The 15,825-nt window shown below is 62.6% G+C and carries 19 protein-coding genes; 13 read left to right on the top strand and 6 right to left on the bottom strand.

The window, feature by feature from the left end; translation table 11 throughout:
* Positions 1–312 precede the first annotated feature (312 nt).
* On the top strand, positions 313–663 hold the full coding sequence (locus tag GO014_RS16655) for a hypothetical protein (protein WP_157291475.1): 351 nt from the start codon (positions 313–315) through the stop codon (positions 661–663).
* Between the two features lie 78 nt (positions 664–741).
* Positions 742–1,110 carry an SH3 domain-containing protein gene (locus GO014_RS16650; RefSeq protein WP_157291474.1) on the top strand — a complete coding sequence of 123 codons (369 nt, stop codon included), beginning with the start codon at positions 742–744 and terminating at the stop codon, positions 1,108–1,110.
* Between the two features lie 46 nt (positions 1,111–1,156).
* Here the strand turns inward: GO014_RS16650 and hemH are convergent, their stop codons facing one another.
* From hemH to GO014_RS16635, 3 genes are all read right to left on the bottom strand, one after another.
* Positions 1,157–2,179, bottom strand: a complete 1,023-nt coding sequence (hemH, locus tag GO014_RS16645) for a ferrochelatase (RefSeq protein ID WP_157291473.1) — start codon at positions 2,177–2,179, stop codon at positions 1,157–1,159.
* A 100-nt stretch (positions 2,180–2,279) separates the two neighbouring features.
* Positions 2,280–3,860: a HoxN/HupN/NixA family nickel/cobalt transporter gene (locus GO014_RS16640; RefSeq protein WP_157291472.1), complete on the bottom strand. Its 1,581-nt coding sequence runs from the start codon at positions 3,858–3,860 to the stop codon at positions 2,280–2,282.
* A gap of 9 nt (positions 3,861–3,869) precedes the next feature.
* Positions 3,870–4,769: a LysR family transcriptional regulator gene (locus GO014_RS16635; protein ID WP_157291471.1), complete on the bottom strand. Its 900-nt coding sequence runs from the start codon at positions 4,767–4,769 to the stop codon at positions 3,870–3,872.
* A 148-nt stretch (positions 4,770–4,917) separates the two neighbouring features.
* Between GO014_RS16635 and GO014_RS16630 the strand changes: the two genes are divergently transcribed.
* The gene (locus GO014_RS16630) at positions 4,918–5,340 is read left to right on the top strand and encodes a MarR family winged helix-turn-helix transcriptional regulator (protein ID WP_157291470.1); all 423 of its coding nucleotides are present in this window, start codon (positions 4,918–4,920) and stop codon (positions 5,338–5,340) included.
* Between the two features lie 101 nt (positions 5,341–5,441).
* Complete coding sequence (locus GO014_RS16625; protein WP_157291469.1) at positions 5,442–5,903, top strand: SH3 domain-containing protein; 462 nt, start codon at positions 5,442–5,444, stop codon at positions 5,901–5,903.
* Between the two features lie 58 nt (positions 5,904–5,961).
* On the opposite strand, the gene GO014_RS16620 is transcribed toward GO014_RS16625, so the two are convergent.
* The gene (locus GO014_RS16620) at positions 5,962–6,402 is read right to left on the bottom strand and encodes a hypothetical protein (protein WP_116589010.1); all 441 of its coding nucleotides are present in this window, start codon (positions 6,400–6,402) and stop codon (positions 5,962–5,964) included.
* A gap of 111 nt (positions 6,403–6,513) precedes the next feature.
* On the bottom strand, positions 6,514–6,834 hold the full coding sequence (locus tag GO014_RS16615; protein ID WP_116589009.1) for a hypothetical protein: 321 nt from the start codon (positions 6,832–6,834) through the stop codon (positions 6,514–6,516).
* Between the two features lie 183 nt (positions 6,835–7,017).
* Between GO014_RS16615 and GO014_RS16610 the strand changes: the two genes are divergently transcribed.
* The 9 genes from GO014_RS16610 to GO014_RS16570 all read left to right on the top strand — a co-directional run bounded on the left by GO014_RS16610 (position 7,018) and on the right by GO014_RS16570 (position 14,845).
* Positions 7,018–7,806 carry an SDR family oxidoreductase gene (locus GO014_RS16610; RefSeq protein WP_157291468.1) on the top strand — a complete coding sequence of 263 codons (789 nt, stop codon included), beginning with the start codon at positions 7,018–7,020 and terminating at the stop codon, positions 7,804–7,806.
* The gene (gene uvrC / locus GO014_RS16605; RefSeq protein WP_157291467.1) at positions 7,803–9,695 is read left to right on the top strand and encodes an excinuclease ABC subunit UvrC; all 1,893 of its coding nucleotides are present in this window, start codon (positions 7,803–7,805) and stop codon (positions 9,693–9,695) included. Before GO014_RS16610 ends, uvrC begins: the two co-directional genes overlap by 4 nt.
* Positions 9,696–9,774: 79 nt before the next feature.
* Entirely contained in the window at positions 9,775–10,203 is a 429-nt protein-coding gene (locus GO014_RS16600; protein WP_157291466.1) for an ion channel, read from the top strand.
* An 83-nt stretch (positions 10,204–10,286) separates the two neighbouring features.
* Entirely contained in the window at positions 10,287–10,790 is a 504-nt protein-coding gene (locus tag GO014_RS16595) for a pyridoxamine 5'-phosphate oxidase family protein (protein ID WP_157291465.1), read from the top strand.
* A 333-nt stretch (positions 10,791–11,123) separates the two neighbouring features.
* Positions 11,124–12,197: a 3-deoxy-7-phosphoheptulonate synthase gene (locus GO014_RS16590; RefSeq protein ID WP_157291464.1), complete on the top strand. Its 1,074-nt coding sequence runs from the start codon at positions 11,124–11,126 to the stop codon at positions 12,195–12,197.
* Between the two features lie 253 nt (positions 12,198–12,450).
* Positions 12,451–13,017, top strand: a complete 567-nt coding sequence (pgsA, locus tag GO014_RS16585; RefSeq protein ID WP_157291463.1) for a CDP-diacylglycerol--glycerol-3-phosphate 3-phosphatidyltransferase — start codon at positions 12,451–12,453, stop codon at positions 13,015–13,017.
* Positions 13,014–13,265 carry a MoaD/ThiS family protein gene (locus GO014_RS16580; protein ID WP_157291462.1) on the top strand — a complete coding sequence of 84 codons (252 nt, stop codon included), beginning with the start codon at positions 13,014–13,016 and terminating at the stop codon, positions 13,263–13,265. Before pgsA ends, GO014_RS16580 begins: the two co-directional genes overlap by 4 nt.
* A gap of 1 nt (position 13,266) precedes the next feature.
* On the top strand, positions 13,267–13,713 hold the full coding sequence (locus GO014_RS16575) for a molybdenum cofactor biosynthesis protein MoaE (RefSeq protein WP_157291461.1): 447 nt from the start codon (positions 13,267–13,269) through the stop codon (positions 13,711–13,713).
* A gap of 181 nt (positions 13,714–13,894) precedes the next feature.
* Positions 13,895–14,845, top strand: coding sequence for a fatty acid desaturase family protein (locus GO014_RS16570; RefSeq protein ID WP_157291460.1), 951 nt, complete (start codon positions 13,895–13,897; stop codon positions 14,843–14,845).
* Between the two features lie 40 nt (positions 14,846–14,885).
* Here GO014_RS16570 and GO014_RS16565 read toward each other — a convergent pair whose 3' ends face one another.
* Positions 14,886–15,782: a branched-chain amino acid aminotransferase gene (locus GO014_RS16565; RefSeq protein WP_157291459.1), complete on the bottom strand. Its 897-nt coding sequence runs from the start codon at positions 15,780–15,782 to the stop codon at positions 14,886–14,888.
* Positions 15,783–15,825 lie beyond the last annotated feature (43 nt).

The raw sequence follows: 15,825 nt of genomic DNA, 5'->3' as shown, positions 1-15,825 counted from the left end.
CATCCCCGCCGTTACGCGGCCCCCACGCAGGGTCGGGTGGGGAGGCCGGGAAGAGGGGCGCCTCTTTACGCGGGTAGAAGCTCGGCAGCCGGACCTGCAATAACGGTACCGCCTGAATCCGGACCCGTGGAAAATCCGTGTTTCCGTAGCGGGCGGCCTTAGGCTCCCCATTGTAGTAAACAGGATAGAGCCCAAGGCCGCCCGTTACCGTAGCCCCAAGGGGCAAGTGCAAGCGCAAGCCGCAAGGCCGGGCGCTTATCCCCGCTGGCGGCGCCGGGCGTAGACTGTCTCCACCACGCACAGGAGACACAGATGAGCCCCACCCCACCCCTCGGCCCCCGCGCCCTTGCCAGCTATCGCCGCCTCGAGATTGAAGTCACCGCCCTCAAGACGGCGCTGCATTCAGGCCGCCTCACCGGCCCGGTCACCGCGCCCACCGTCGACGCGCTGGAAGCCGTCCGGCGCCGCGCCAACAAGCTGTTCTGCCGCCACGCCGAACTCCCCTTCTTCCCGCCGCTGGCCTATAGCGGGCCGCTTTCGCAGACCGATCTCGCCGTCCACGTACATCGCCTCGCCGCCGCCGCGCGCCAGTTCGGCGAATATTATTCCGACCAATTGGGAGAAGAGAATTGGGACACGCTTGACGATCCGGCCGGCGATTGAGCCACGCCCGCGCAACAAGATGTCATGAACTCGCCACAGCCTGCGCGCATGGACAGGTCAACACAAATGGAGGCCGCCATGCGCCCCTTTCATGCCATGACCCTTGCCGCGCTCGCCGCCCTGGCCCTCAGCGCGCCGGCCCAGGCGCTGACCATCACCGCCCGCGTTTCAGGCGGCAATATTGCCGTGCATGAGGGGCCCGATGCGCGCTTTGCCATTATCGGCCGGTTGCACGACGGCCAGGAAATCCCGGTCGATTATTGCACCCAGACCGACAGCGACAGCAACCGAGGCTCATGGATCGGCGACGCCGGCCACACGCTCTGGCCCAGGGGCGCTACCACCTGGTGCCGCATTCCCGATTATGGCTGGGTCCAGCGCAGCTATCTCACCGGCCGGGGCCTGGTCAACGTCACCCCGCCCGATTTCGTCGGGCCGGGTTGGTGACTTCGCAGGCGGTGTGCGCAGCATCTCTCCCCCAAGGGAGAGGGGCCTAAAGCCACCCGCCCAGCTCGCGCCGCACCATGGCTTCGATCTGGTCCATGCTGCCCGGCGAGGCATTGAGGCACGGGATATAGGCGAACTTATCCCCGCCCGCCTCTAGGAATGTATCCTTGCCGCCCATGGCGATCTCTTCCAGCGTCTCGATGCAGTCGGCATGAAAGGCCGGGGCCAGGATAGCCACCTTCTTGATCCCCTTGCCCGGCAGCGCTTCGAGCGTCTTGTCGGTATAGGGCTTCAGCCATTCGGTCGGCCCGAACCGGCTCTGGAAGGTGACCATCAGCCGGTCCTTGTCCCAGCCGAGATACTCGCGCACCAGCCGCGTGGTCTTGAAGCACTGGCAATGGTACGGGTCGCCCTTTTGCAGATACTCCACCGGCATGCCGTGATAGGAGGTGATCACCACATCCGGCTCAAAATCGAGCTTGGCCACCCCGTCGCGGATCGAATTGCCCAGCGCCGCGATATAGTCCGGGTCCTCGAAATAGGCCGGCGCCGTACGCACTGCCGGCTGCCAGCGCATATGCTTGAGCGCCTCGAACGCCTTGTCATTGGCCGTCGCCGTGGTGGTCGCCGAATATTGCGGATAAAGCGGCACCAAGAGGATCTTCTGGCACCCGGCCGCCTGCATCTTCTCCAGCACCGAGCGGGTCGAGGGATTGCCATAACGCATGGCAAATTCCACCACGATATCCTCGCCCTCGAGCCGCTGTGCTAGACTTTCCGTCTGCTCTCTGGTGATCACCCGCAGCGGGCTTTCATCCTTCTCCTTGTCCCAGATCTGGGCATAGGCATGCCCGCTCTTTTGCGGACGGAAGGAGAGGATGATGAAATTGAGGATCGGCCACCACAGCCATTTGGGCGTTTCGATCACCCGCGGGTCGGAGAGGAATTCCTTCAGATACCGCCGCACGCTCCAGTAATCCGTGCCATCCGGCGTCCCGAGATTGAGCAGCAGCACCCCGATCTTCTGCTTGGGCACGGGCGGATGGTTCGGTGGAAGATGAGCGGACATCGGGGACCAGTTTGGAAATGTTCCAGAATTGGCCGCACCATACGCATTTCACTCCCCGGCGCAAAGCGGCTATGGGTCGCGCTCACTGCAGTGATCCGGCTTAGACGCTAGCCACCAGCAGCAGCACGCCAAAGCCCAGCACACACACCGCGCCGGCCAATTCGGCCCACCAGACGATTGCGCCGGCCAGGGCGCTGTCCGCCCCGCCAATGCGCGCCGCCAGACCCTTGGCCGTCACCGCCAGGGTCGCCAGTGTCGCCACCGTGATTGCCGTGCCCAGCCCCATCAGCAGCACCGCAGCAATGCCCGCCGCCAGCACGCCCTGCGACAGTGCAAACACCAGCACCACCAGCGCCCCCGAACAGGGCCGCAGCCCCACTGCCAGCACGACGCCCAATTGCTCCCGCCAATTGCCCCGGATATCCTGCGGCGCAATTGCATGGTGCATGCTGTGCTCGTGCTCATGGTGGTCATGATCGTGATGGTCATGGTGGTGATGGCCGTCGTGGTCGTGAGAATGACCCCAGCCGAAAATCTTGCGCAGCACCAGCCAGGCGCCCAGCAATGCCACCATTGCATAGGAAACCACGCCTACCCAATGCGCCGCATCGCCCAGCGCCGTGCTGGTCAGGTTCAGCGCGCCGGCCAGGATCAGCACAAAGCCGATGGCCACCAGCGACTGCATCAGGGCCGACAGCCCGCTCAGCACCACGCCGCGCCGCAACTGGCTCTCATTGGCCACCACATAGGACGAAATCACCACCTTGCCATGCCCGGGCCCCGCCGCATGGAAGATGCCGTAGAGGAAGCTCAGCCCGCCCAGCACCCAGAAAGCGGTCCAGTCCGCGCGCAGCGCATCGAGCGAGGCGGTCAGCGCCGCATAAAAGTCCCGCTGCTGGTTCTGCAGCCAGCCGAAAAACCCGCTGCGCGGCAGGTTGATCCCCACCTCCGGCGGCGGGCCGCCAAATGGCGCTGCCGGCCGGGCTCGGGCCACATCTTCCGTCGCCTCCAGCGCGGTCGTCGCCACTGCGGCCGCACCGCACGACACCACGACCTGCCCCTGGGTTCCGCGCATGGCAGCAGCCAGGTCGGGCGGCAGTTCCAGCACTTCGGGCCCCAGCGAATAGAGCCGCTCCTCCACCTCAGGCGGCATCGGCTTTGGCGGCTCAAGGCGCACGGCGCAATCGCCCGGCGCATTCTCCAGCGTCACGTCGACCGCATCGTTCACCGTAATGGCCACGTAATATTCGGGATCATAGATCCCCAGTTCAAACCGCTCGCCAACCGGCTGCGGGTCAACGGCCGAAATGGAATAGTCCAGCGTGACGCGGTTGTTCTCATAGGTCATGCGCTGGTCGCCGACGGGCACAAAGTTCATCTCGTCGCCGGCATAGGTATAGAAACCGTAATCGGCCAGCCCGACCATGTTCTCGTCCGCCAACGCCTGCATCTCGGCGGAACTGACTGTGCCATCGCCATCGGTATCGAGCCCCTGCACCATCCACACCGAAAATGCAGTGTCGAAGGTCCAGCTATGGTGCAGCCCCGCCACCCGGCCCTCATCGTCGAACCGGATCGTCGCCTTGGCGTCGATCATGATATGTGGATGGGCCAGTGCCGGCTGCGCGAAAAAAACTGCCGCCAGCGCGGCCATCGCCGCCCCTCGCCGAAATCCGTTCACTATGCGCCCCTAATGAATGGGGTGTGTGGCGAACCACTCCACCAGATGATCGATCAACGCCCGCACCTTGCCCGCCAGATGCCGCCGATGCGGATAAACGGCCTGCAATGTCTGCCCGGTCGGCAGGAAGTCGGCCAGCACCGGCACCAGCTCGCCCTTCTGCACGCTCGGCTCGGCCAGATAGGACGGCAATACGACAAAACCGAGACCCAGCGCGGCGGCTGTGCGGGCCGCCAATGGCGAATTGACCCGCAACGGTCCGGTCACCGGCACCGAAATGGTCTTGCCCTCTTCGGTGAACCGCCAGTTCGACTGACCCTGCAGGTTCACATCGACAATGCAGGGCAGGTGCCTCAGATCTTCGGGATGTTTGGGCGTTCCGACCTGCTCGATCAGCCGGGGCGCACCACCAACCACCACATGCATATCGGCAATCTTGCGGGCGATCAGCGAAGAGTCCGCCAGGGTCGAAATGCGCAGCGCCACGTCGATCCCCTCATCGACCAGATCGACATAGCGATCCTCGAGCCTGAGATCGAGCGTCACCTTGGGGAATTTCTGCAGATAGGCAAAGATCGCCGGCGCCAGCGTGCTCTCGCCGAAATTGCGCGGCGCCGAAACGCGCAGGAGGCCCCGCGGTTCGGCAGTCTGGTCTGCAATATTGGCGTCCAGATCGTCGAGTTGCTGCAACAGCCCGGAAGCCTCGCGATAATAAGCCTCGCCCGCCTCGGTTAGGCTCAGCTTACGCGTCGTGCGGTTCATCAGCCGGACGCCCAGATAGTCCTCAAGATCGGTGACATATTTGCTCAAGAGCGCCTTGGAGCGCCCATGCTGCCGCGCCGCGGCCGAAAACCCGCCTGCGTCGAAGACCTGCACGAAGGCGCGGATGCGGGAAAGGTCCTGCGACATGGGAGATGTCCGTTCACTCAGAGATGGTCAATGGACGCATAACTCATCTGCATTGGGTGAACAATAACGCCCCTTGGTCGTTGAGCGATTAACGATAGGATAGATGCCCAATCGACGGCGACAAGGAGATCGGACTATTTTCCCGCCTATGGCCAGACCCTCCTCCCGCTCAGCGCTCTACCGGCTCATCGAAGCTGGACAACTTGCGCACAAGGCGCTGCTCTTGCCGCTGGTCGAGAAAGGTCTCGAGCCCGGCGACGATGCCATATTATTCGTGCTGGGCCGCGCGGGGACAACTGAGGCCGATCTGGCCCGGGAATTGGGGCTCACCACCGGCATGCTGGCCACCAGGCTTGAGCGGCTCGCCAGCCGCGACTTCATCACCCGTCAGGCCGTCGGCCCCGAACTTGAACCAGGCATTGCCCTCACCGAACGCGGCCTGCGCATCCGCAATGCCCTGGCCGATCACTGGGCTCAGCTCGAAGAGGCCCTGATGGGCGAGCTTAAGACCAAGCAGCGCAAGAAATTTTCCGAAGTCCTGGGCCGCTTCGTCGATCTGCTTCGGCTCTGAGGGCCGCTCCGGCTTAACATATCGTTCAGCTTGGGTTCAGGCGCGATGGGTTTATTTGGGCTTAAGGCTTGATCGCCACCCCATTCGGAAGGAGTCCTCGCATGACCTTCAAGATCAATTTGATTGCAGCCGGCATCGCCACCATGGCCGTGCTGGGCACCACCATCGCCGCATCGGCCGCACCGGCCGTTGCCACCGGCAATGTCAATGTGCGCACCGGCCCCAGCACCGGTTTTCGCGTCATCGATACGCTGCGGCGCGGAGAACACGTGGACATCCAATATTGCCGCGGCAGCTGGTGCTTCGTTGAAAAGCGCGGCCCCGATGGCTGGGTTTCGGCCAACTATCTGCGCAGCAGCCGTCCTGGCTGGGGCAATGACTGGGATGACGACTATTGGGAACGCCCGCGTCCCCCGCGTCCGCCCCATTGGGATCGACCGCACCGTCCGCACCCGCCACACTGGAACCCGCGCCCGCCGCGTCCCCAGCCCATCTACCCGAGCAATCCGAGCGCCAGCATGTGCTTTAATGGCCCCAATGGCTATTTCTGCATCGGCACCTGATCGCTGATCCAGGCAAATCACGCGCCGTCCCTTTGGGGGCGGCGTTCTGCGTTGACCGCTACTCCACCATCAGCCGGTCGATCTCGATTCCACGTTTCTCCAAAGGTGCCCGCATCCGCCGCGCCAGAAATTCGTTTGTGCCATAGGTCACAATGGCTCCAATGGCCGCGGCTGCGCCAAAGGCCAGCCATCCTTCCTCGCTGCCTAGCACAGAAGCGCCAAGCAGCGTGGCGATCCCCATGCCGAACACGATCCATTGCTTGCGCTGCTCGGCAATCTTGAGGTTGCGCGCGCCTGAATGCAGCAGATCGCGCAATTCCATATCGGTCATGGCCGCCAGCTCGGGCGAACGACGCTCCCGGCGAATGGTTTCGATATAGGCATCCACCCGCCGCATGGTCAGCGCATCGCGCTTGTCGCTCTGCCGCCCGCGCGTCAGCATCGTCCAGCCACCGCCAAGCAGCAAAAGAACCAGAGCAATTTCGATAAGCCAGATCATTGCGTGCCTCCTGTTAGAAGACATGCCCTCTCACACCGGCTAGTGCAAGACCACCCATTCGAGATGCCCCGCAGCACCGCGCCGCGGGGCATCGGTAACATGGGTGAGGCGTCAGGCCTTGGCCATGGCCGATTTGACAATGCCGGCAATCGCCGTCAGCAGTCCGCCACCGATCAGGCCGGTTGCGCCCTGTCCTGCCAGGGCACCGAAATCCAGCCCGCCTGCCGTTCCTGCTGCGCCGGCGGCTGCACCCACCAGCGAGTCGAGGCCCGGTATCATGCCGGCCAGCCAGGTCCCGGCGAGGCCACCAATCGCACCGACAATCGAATTGCCGGCAGTGCCGAGATTGAGCTGTTTTGCCAATTGCCCGATAACATTGCCGCCAGCACCGCCTGCGATCAATTGCACCAGGATTGGCACGATGACTTCCATGCTAATCCCCCTCTCTGATTGCGCAGGGCCTCCCGCCCTGCAACACAATCACGCTACGCCTGTTTTAAGTTCGGTCAAAGTACAAAACCCTGCTGCCAGAGTTTGACCCACATCCGCTCTACCGCCACGCCCCAGACCCTTGACCGATTGATGAGCCCACCCTTCCCACCTATGGTCCGCCCAATGTCCAGTTCATCTTTTCCCTTCCCGAATCAGGATCAGGCGGTCGCTCTTGTGACCGGCGCCGGCGATCGCATCGGCGCCGCCATCGCCAGTGCCCTGGCCGATGCCGGTCATGCCGTCATCATTCATTTCCGCTCCGACGAAGATGGCGCCAGCGCGGTGCGCGACCGCATCCTCAAGGCCGGCGGACGGGCCGAAATAGTCCAGGCCGATCTGGCCAATCGCGGCGCACGCGCCAGCCTCATCGAAACCGCCGCCGACGTCTTCGGCCCGCTGACCCTCCTGGTCAACAATGCCTCGGCCTTCGAACCGGACAGCGCTCAAGACGTTGAGGAAACTCTCTGGGATACCCATTTCGCGGTCCACGCCGAAGCCCCGGTCTTTCTCGCCCGCGACTTCGCCGCGCAACTGCCGGACGGCATCGAGGGCAACATCATCAACATTGTCGATGAACGCGTCCTTCAGCCGAGCCCCGCGTTTTTCAGTTATTTTCTGTCCAAATCCGTGCTCTGGACCGCCACCCAGACCCTGGCGCAGTCGCTCGCACCGGCTATTCGCGTCAACGCCATCGGCCCCGGTCCCGTGCTGCCCAACGCCCATCAGACCCAGGCCGATTTCGAGCAATCGGTGGCGAGCTTGCCCCTGGGTCGCAATGCAGGCCCCGAGGCCATTGCCCAGGGGGTGCTAGCAATCCTCTCAATGCCGTCCTACACCGGCCAGATGATGGCACTCGATGGCGGCCAGCATTTGAGCTTCCCCGCCCGCCGGGGTCCGACCCCACGACCATGACCGACGGTTCCGCCACCCCTGCCCCGCCGCCCTCCGGTCCGGAGGTGATCCGCGCTTTTGTCCGCACCTTGCCGGCAGCTCCGGGCGTCTATCGCATGCTCGATGCCGATGGGGCCGTCATCTATGTCGGCAAGGCGAGGAGCCTGAAATCCCGCGTGACCAATTACACGCGCCCCGAAGGCCTGCCGGTCCGCATCCAGCGCATGATCGCGGCCACGGTTTCCATGGAATTCGTCCGCACCGAGACCGAATCCGAAGCCCTGTTGCTCGAAGCCAATCTCATCAAGCGCCTCAGGCCCCGCTTCAACGTCTTGCTGCGCGACGACAAAAGCTTTCCCTATATTCTGATTACCGGCGACCATGAGGCGCCCGAGCTGACCAAGCATCGCGGCTCACGCCGCCGCAAGGGCCACTATTTTGGTCCCTTCGCCTCTGCCGTCGCAGTCAGCCGAACCATTGCGAGCCTGCAAAAGGCCTTTCTGCTGCGCAATTGCTCGGACAGCTTCTACGCCGCCCGCACCCGCCCCTGCCTGCAATATCAGATCAAGCGCTGTGCTGGTCCTTGCACACGCGAAATCAGCCTCGAAGGCTATGCCGAACTGGTCGAGGATGCCCGCCAGTTTCTCTCCGGCAAATCCGATGCCGTGCGCAGCCACCTGCAGGCCGATATGAACAAGGCTGCAGAGGATCTGGACTTCGAACGCGCCGCCCTCATCCGCGACCGCCTTTCGGCCCTGGCGCTGATCCAGTCCCAGGGCGACGCTACCGCCCGCTCGGTGGAGGAAGCCGACGTCTTCGCCATCCACCATGAGGGCGGGCAGTTCTGCGTGCAGGTCTTCTTCTTCCGCGCCTTCCAGAACTGGGGCAATCACGCCTTCCGCCCCAAGGCCGATGACAGCCTGACCGATGCCGAAGTGCTCGAAGCATTCCTGGTACAATTCTACGAGGATCGCACGCCCCCGAAGCTGGTCCTGCTCAGCCACGACATGGCCGAACCCGCACTGATCGAGGAAGCGCTGTCCTCACGCGCCGGCCGCAAGGTGCGCATCGAGACGCCGCAGCGCGGGGAAAAGCGCGACCTGGTCAATCATGCCCTTAACAATGCCCGCGAGGCCCTGGGCCGCCAACTGGCCGAAGGCGCGTCCAACCGCACCCTCCTCGAAGGCGTCGCCGAGACCTTCGGTCTCGAAGAGACCCCGCGCCGCATCGAGGTTTACGACAACTCCCACATTTCCGGCACCAATGCCGTAGGCGCCATGATCGTGGCGGGCGAGGAAGGCTTTTCCAAAAAGCACTACCGGACCTTCAACATCAAATCGACCGACATTACCCCCGGCGACGATTTCGGCATGATGCGCGAAGTCCTCACCCGCCGCTTCTCGCGCCTCGCCGCCGAAAGCGAAACCGATGCCGAGGACGAGAATACCGGCATGCCCGACTGGCCTGACGTCGTCTTCATCGACGGTGGCGCCGGACAGCTCAACGCCGTGCGCGAAGTCATCGCCGAACTCAACCTCCCCAAGGAGGTTATCTTCATCGGTATCGCCAAGGGCGAAGAGCGCGATGCCGGTCGTGAGAAATTCTTTATCGAAGGCCGCGACGCCTTCATGCTACCCCACCGCGATCCGGTGCTATACTATGTCCAGCGCCTGCGCGACGAAGCCCACCGCTTCGCCATCGGCACCCACCGCGCCCGGCGCAAGAAGGATGTGGTGAAGAACCCGCTGGACGAAATCGAGGGCATCGGCCCCGCCCGCAAGCGCGCTTTGCTCAACCATTTCGGTTCCGCCAAAGCCGTCTCCCGCGCCTCCCTCGCCGACCTCGAAGCCGTTCCGACGATCTCGAAGGCCATGGCGCAATTGATCTACGATCACTTCAACCGCACGTGAGCGCCCCACTGGCGAACCGTTCCAGGGAACGGTCCCGCAGGTTCTCCATTAGCTACGGATAGGCAATGGAGAATTCTGCATGGACATCGTTCTGGCCACCCTAATCAGCCTGGCTGCAATGGCGGTGTCCGTGCTCTTGCACTACCAGTCCATGCTGATCGCGCGGAACATTCTCCAGGGCAGCGGTTTGTCGCGGCGAACCGGCGTGATTGTCGGCATGGCCAGCGTCACGATCGCGCAAATCCTCAGCGTACTCATCTACGCCGTGATCTACTACCTGATGACCCTGCGCTCCTTCTTTGGCTCGCTGGAGGGAGAAATTGAGGGCGGCTTTCTCGACCCGCTCTACTTCTCGCTGATGAGCTACACCACCCTGGGCGTCGGCGACATCTTCCCCCTGGGCGCCCTGCGCATAGTCTCCGGCATCGAAGCCCTGAACGGCTTCGCCCTCATCGGCTGGACGGCCTCCTTCGCCTATACCCTCATGCGTCAGGGCTGGTCCGACTGACGCGGTCCGGCTCACCGCATCCTCGGTCTTCGGCAACCCTTGCTCCTCTGGCTCGTTTCGTCTGCACCAAAGGAGCACCAGACATGACCGACCAGCACAGCGATACACTTTCATCCGAAGAGGCCATCGACCGCATCTGGGATTTGGCTGACAAGATCGATATCTGCATGTTGACCACCTGGGACGGCAAACAGCAGCGCAGCCGCCCTATGGCTTCGCGCGTTCGCCGTGAAGAAAGCGCCATCTATTTCCTCACTGATATCGAGGGACACAAGCTCACAGAGATCGAAAAATTCCCCCACGTCTCGCTCGCCTGGGCGGACAATGGCGGCCACAAATATGTGGTGATCGCCGGCGAGGCTGAGGTCTCCAATGACCGGGCCAAAATCGAGGAGCTTTGGACCAACTTCGACAAGGCGTGGTGGGACGACGCCAAGGACCCACAGATCCGGCTGCTCAAGGTCACGCCCGAAGATGGCGAGGTCTGGGACAGTCCCAATATGGTGGTGACCGGTGCCAAGATGCTTGCCGCTGCCGCCACCGGTTCCAGGCCCAAGCTGGGCGAGACCGGCAAGGCACGCTTGTAACGGCATGCGAGAATACCTCCTGTGCAAAGGGAGGAGGCCTGGCTTGTCTCACAAGGACCAAGCTAAGCGAGGTAGGGGCGGGCACCCAGACACAAGGTTGCAGGCCCCTACCAAAGTCGGGACTCGACAAGCCTCCGACTCGCCGCTACCTTCCCGCCCATGATCAACACCGCAACCTTCTTTTGGTATTTTAGCTATCCGCTCCCGGCGGAGGCTATTGCGCGCGTGTGATCTGACCCCAGACAAGACCACCAAATCGCAAGCCAGCCGCCCGACTTCCGAGGCGGCTTTTTTGTTGGCCCCTCAGGAACATCTCCCAGAGGACCACTAAAAATGCTCAAATCCACCGACGACCTGCGCATCACCGAAATCAAACCGCTGACCACGCCCATCGAGGTCATGCACACCCATCCGCGCACCGACGCGGCCACCCGCACCGTAATTGCGGCCCGCCACGCCTTCCACAACATCCTCACCGGCCAGGATGATCGCCTGGCCGTTATCGTTGGTCCCTGCTCCATTCACGACCCCCAGGCCGCCATGGACTACGCCAACCGTCTCGCGCCCCTGCGTGAGAAGCTCGGCGACCGGCTCGAAATCATCATGCGCGTCTATTTCGAAAAGCCCCGCACCACGGTGGGCTGGAAGGGTCTGATCAACGACCCCGATCTCGATGGCAGCTTCAACATAGATCATGGCCTGCACACTGCGCGTGCCCTGCTGCTCGATATTGCCAATCTCGGCTTGCCGGCCGCTTGCGAATTTCTCGACATGACCACACCGCAATATCTGGTCGATCTGGTCACCTGGGCCGCCATCGGGGCGCGCACCACCGAAAGCCAGATCCATCGCGAGCTGGCCTCCGGCCTCTCCTGCCCCGTCGGCTTCAAGAACGGCACCGACGGCAATATCAAGATCGCGCTCGATGCAGTGCTTTCGGCCTCCCAGCCGCATCACTTCATGGCCGTCACCAAGGATGGGCGCTCCGCCATCGCCGCCACGACCGGCAACCAGGATTGCCACATCATCCTGCGCGGCGGCAAAACAACCAATTACGATGCCGACAGCATCGACGCCGCTGCCAAGGCCGCGCAAAAGGCCGGTCTCAACCCCGCCATCCTGATCGATGCCAGTCACGCCAATTCTTCCAAAAACCCCGAGAACCAGCCGCTCGTCCTGGCCGATATCGGCGACCAGCTCGCCAGCGGCGACAAGCGCATTATCGGCGTCATGGTCGAATCCAACCTGGTCGCCGGTCGCCAGGATCTGGTCCCCGGCCAGCTCCTCACCTACGGCCAGTCCATCACCGACGGCTGCATCGACTGGGACACCACCGTCGCCGCCCTCGAAGCCCTGGCCGAAGCCGTCGAAAAACGGCGCGCGGTAACCAAGAAGGCGGTGGCGTAAACACCACCTACACCTCCCCCTTGACGGGGGAGGTAGCGACGCTTGGCCCGCAAGGCCATAGCAAAGCTAGGTGGGGGTGCCAAAACACTGGTGGTGAAGGCCAAATCGCCCCTTTCCCTCCCCCTTGTGGGGAGGGAAGCTGAGCAGGACTTAGCCCGATAAGTCCGTCGCGAGCCAGCGTGGGGGTGTCGACCCATCCGCACACTCCATCTCTGAGCTTGACCCTTCCCCCGCCATCCTGTTCTCTCGCGCCATGAACCGGAACCCGCTTTTCCTCGTCCCCAATATCATCACCATCGCCCGCATTGCGGCGATCATCCCCATTGCCGCCTTGGTGATGTCGGGCGATACAACAGCGCGCTCGATCGCGCTGTTTATCTACATCGCCGCTGCCGTAAGTGACTGGGTGGACGGCTATCTGGCCCGCGCCTGGGATCAATATTCCGATCTCGGCCGAATGCTCGATCCCATTGCCGACAAGATGCTGGTCGCCATCCTCATCGCCGTGCTCGCCTGGGACCGCAGCCTCTCCGGCCTCGACATGGTTCCGGCCATTGCCATTCTATTCCGCGAGACCTTTATTCCTGGCCTGCGCGAATTTCTCGGCAACAAGACCGTGGTCTTGCCGGTCACCCAGCTCGCCAAATGGAAGACCACCATCCAGCTCATCGCCCTGGCTGTCGTCCTGGCCGAACCCCTGATCCCCGGTTTCGCCCTGGTCTCCGACATCGTCCTCTGGATCGCAGGCATCATCACCATCTGGACCGGCTGGCAGTATCTGCGCGCCTCCTGGCCGCATCTTTCGGGCATCGGCAAATGAAGGTGCTCTATTTTGCCTGGCTGCGCGAGCGCCTCAACCGCCCCAGCGACGAAGTGTCCCCGCCGCCCGAAGTGGTCACCCTTGCCGATCTCGTCACCTGGCTGCGCGCGCGGGACGAAATCCTCGACCACGCCATGGAAAACCCGGCCATTTTCAAGCTCTCCCGCGACGCCCGCATCGTGCCCTGGGACACGCCCATTGCCGGTGCCCGCGAGATCGCCATTCTCCCGCCCATGACCGGCGGCTGATATGATCCGCGTCACACAAGAGACCTTCGATCCCGGCGCCGAATTCAACGCCTTCCAGGCCGCTCATACCGAAGCCGGCGCCATGGTCAGCTTCACCGGCATCGTCCGATCCAGTCGCCACGATCCGATTTCGGCCCTGATCCTGGAATGCTATCCCGAACTGGCCGAGAACGAGCTGGCGGCCATCCGGGACGACGCCATCGCCCGCTTCTCACTCATTGACGCGGCCATCGTCCATCGCCACGGCCGCCTTGTTCCGGGAGAAACCATCATGATGGTGATGACGCTGGCGCCCCATCGACAGGCCGCGTTCGACGGCGCGCAATTCCTCATGGACTATCTCAAGACCGGCGCGCCCTTCTGGAAGCAGGAGGAAACTGCCGCTGGCCTGCGTTGGGTCGAGGCCAGGCCCGAAGACGACGACGCCCGCGCCCGCTGGGCCCGTTAACCCAATTTCCAACGGAATCGTTCCAGCCTCAAATCCTGTGTTAACCTCCCATTAACCATGGAGCGTTTCCAGCCAAAGTGGAGCCGGTTTTGCGGTTCGGAAGCGTGCCCAAACAAGGACTTAGGGCAGGTCAGCGTTTCAGGTAAACGCTGAACTGCAATAGACATGAGGGAGGCCAATCATGTCGTCGCAAGCCTATATTGACGCCGCCACGGTCAAGCGCCTGTCCGTGCTGCAGACCTGGCGCACGGCCCTTGCGGTCCTGTTCGATTGGGGCGTCATTTTTGCCGCCATCGCCGTCTCGCAATGGGCGCAGGATCCGTTGGTCTATCTCATCGCTGTGGCCATCATTGGCGGCCGCATGCATGGCTTTGGCGTGTTGCTGCATGATTTCGCCCATTACCGCTTCATGTCCGGCAACAAGGCACTCAGCGACTGGATCTGCGATCTGCTATTGGCTTGGCCGATCCTGACCACCGTGGCCAGCTATCGCAACAACCACCTCGCACACCACCGCTATACAAACACCGACAAGGACCCCGACTGGGTGTTCAAGCTGGGCAATCGGCGCTTCACCTTCCCCAAGGCCTGGCAGGAAGGGGCGCTGGACCTGTTGAGTTATCTGGTGGTCGTGGGCTCGATCATCGACATTTTCGGCATGCTGCACCGCCTCAAGGCCGCCGAAAAGCCACCCCTTGCCTATCGGCTCGCGCGGCTCGGCTTCTATATTGCCTTCGCCATACTGTTCACCTGGCTGGGCATCTGGATCGACGTGCTGCTCTATTGGTTCGTGCCCTATTTCACTGCCTTCTTCCTGCTGATGCATGTGCGCAGCGTGGCCGAGCATTTCGGCTCAATGGATTATAGTCACGAATTGGGCGGCACCCGTTCGGTTCTGCCCTATTTCTGGGAGCGGGCCTTCTTTGCCCCCCACAATGTCAATTACCATCTGGAACACCACCTCTATCCCAGCGTACCGTTCTACAATCTGCCCCAATTGCACGCCGCCCTCATGGCCGACCCCGACTACGCCGCCCGCGCCCACAACACCCGCGGCTACACCACGGGCCTGGTGCGCGAAACCGTGTTCGGCGTGCCATCTATTCAACAGGAAAGCAAAACGCCCGCCTGAATGGCGGGCGTCTTCTTGTTCATCTTGGGGGGAGCCTGGCCTACTCCGCCGCTGCGGCCTTCTTCGGCTGCACGGCCCGGGCATAGGCATCGATCAGTGTGCGGCACGCCTCGCCCGGCGTAAACTTGAACTCTCCGATTTCCGAAACCGGCGTCACTTCCGCCGCCGTCCCGGTCAGGAAACACTCGTCGAACTGGCTCAATTCCTCGGGCATGATGTGCCGCTCGGTCACCGTGAACCCGTTTTCCTTGGCCAGGGAAATCAGCGTCTGCCGGGTGATGCCGTTCAGGAAACAGTCCGGCGTCGGCGTGGTGATTTCCTTGCCCTTGATGAAGAACACGTTGGCGCCCGTGGCTTCCGCCACATAGCCGCGATAGTCCAGCATCAGCGCGTCGGCATAGCCATTGGCCATGGCCGCGTCTTTGCTCAGCGTGCAGATCATGTACAGACCCGCCGCCTTGGCCGAAGACGGAATGGTCTCCGGGCTCGGGCGTTTCCACTTGCTCCACTCCAGGCGAATGCCCTTGAGCTTTTCCTCGACCGAGAAATAGCTCGGCCACACCCATGCCGCGATCGCCACATGGATCTTGTTTTTGCGTGCCGGCACGCTGAGCTCTTCCGAGCCGCGCCAGACTACAGGCCGCACATAGGCGTCGACCAGATTGTTCTTTTCCAAGACGAGCTGCTTGGCCGCCTCGATCTCGTCGACCGAATAGGGGAAAGGTTTCATGTCCAGCGTAGCGGCCGACCGGATCAGACGTTCGGTGTGCTCGCGCGACTTGAAGATTTCCCCACCATAGGCGCGCTCGCCTTCGAATACGGAGCTGGCATAGTGCAGGCCATGCGTCAGCACGTGCACCTTCGCGTCCTTCCAGGGTTTGAGTTCGCCATCAAACCAGATCCAGCCATCACGCTGGTCCATAGGCAGGCCTGCCATTGTTCCTCTCCGAAAATTATGTCTCGCGCCGTTCTTGCCGAAC

Origin of the sequence: Devosia marina, assembly GCF_009758415.1 — a bacterium.
GTDB classification, from domain to species: Bacteria; Pseudomonadota; Alphaproteobacteria; order Rhizobiales; family Devosiaceae; genus Devosia; species Devosia marina.
This window is presented reverse-complemented; position numbering and strand designations above follow the sequence as displayed.

What these genes read in the sequence shown, in the direction of transcription:
- GO014_RS16655 (WP_157291475.1), top strand. Translation starts at nt 313, where the DNA reads ATGAGCCCCACCCCACCCCTCGGCCCCCGCGCCCTTGCCAGCTATCGC.
- GO014_RS16650 (WP_157291474.1), top strand. Translation starts at nt 742, where the DNA reads ATGCGCCCCTTTCATGCCATGACCCTTGCCGCGCTCGCCGCCCTGGCC.
- hemH (WP_157291473.1), bottom strand. Translation starts at nt 2,179, where the DNA reads ATGTCCGCTCATCTTCCACCGAACCATCCGCCCGTGCCCAAGCAGAAG.
- GO014_RS16635 (WP_157291471.1), bottom strand. Translation starts at nt 4,769, where the DNA reads ATGTCGCAGGACCTTTCCCGCATCCGCGCCTTCGTGCAGGTCTTCGAC.
- GO014_RS16630 (WP_157291470.1), top strand. Translation starts at nt 4,918, where the DNA reads ATGGCCAGACCCTCCTCCCGCTCAGCGCTCTACCGGCTCATCGAAGCT.
- GO014_RS16625 (WP_157291469.1), top strand. Translation starts at nt 5,442, where the DNA reads ATGACCTTCAAGATCAATTTGATTGCAGCCGGCATCGCCACCATGGCC.
- GO014_RS16620 (WP_116589010.1), bottom strand. Translation starts at nt 6,402, where the DNA reads ATGATCTGGCTTATCGAAATTGCTCTGGTTCTTTTGCTGCTTGGCGGT.
- GO014_RS16615 (WP_116589009.1), bottom strand. Translation starts at nt 6,834, where the DNA reads ATGGAAGTCATCGTGCCAATCCTGGTGCAATTGATCGCAGGCGGTGCT.
- GO014_RS16610 (WP_157291468.1), top strand. Translation starts at nt 7,018, where the DNA reads ATGTCCAGTTCATCTTTTCCCTTCCCGAATCAGGATCAGGCGGTCGCT.
- uvrC (WP_157291467.1), top strand. Translation starts at nt 7,803, where the DNA reads ATGACCGACGGTTCCGCCACCCCTGCCCCGCCGCCCTCCGGTCCGGAG.
- GO014_RS16600 (WP_157291466.1), top strand. Translation starts at nt 9,775, where the DNA reads ATGGACATCGTTCTGGCCACCCTAATCAGCCTGGCTGCAATGGCGGTG.
- GO014_RS16595 (WP_157291465.1), top strand. Translation starts at nt 10,287, where the DNA reads ATGACCGACCAGCACAGCGATACACTTTCATCCGAAGAGGCCATCGAC.
- GO014_RS16590 (WP_157291464.1), top strand. Translation starts at nt 11,124, where the DNA reads ATGCTCAAATCCACCGACGACCTGCGCATCACCGAAATCAAACCGCTG.
- pgsA (WP_157291463.1), top strand. Translation starts at nt 12,451, where the DNA reads ATGAACCGGAACCCGCTTTTCCTCGTCCCCAATATCATCACCATCGCC.
- GO014_RS16580 (WP_157291462.1), top strand. Translation starts at nt 13,014, where the DNA reads ATGAAGGTGCTCTATTTTGCCTGGCTGCGCGAGCGCCTCAACCGCCCC.
- GO014_RS16575 (WP_157291461.1), top strand. Translation starts at nt 13,267, where the DNA reads ATGATCCGCGTCACACAAGAGACCTTCGATCCCGGCGCCGAATTCAAC.
- GO014_RS16570 (WP_157291460.1), top strand. Translation starts at nt 13,895, where the DNA reads ATGTCGTCGCAAGCCTATATTGACGCCGCCACGGTCAAGCGCCTGTCC.
- GO014_RS16565 (WP_157291459.1), bottom strand. Translation starts at nt 15,782, where the DNA reads ATGGCAGGCCTGCCTATGGACCAGCGTGATGGCTGGATCTGGTTTGAT.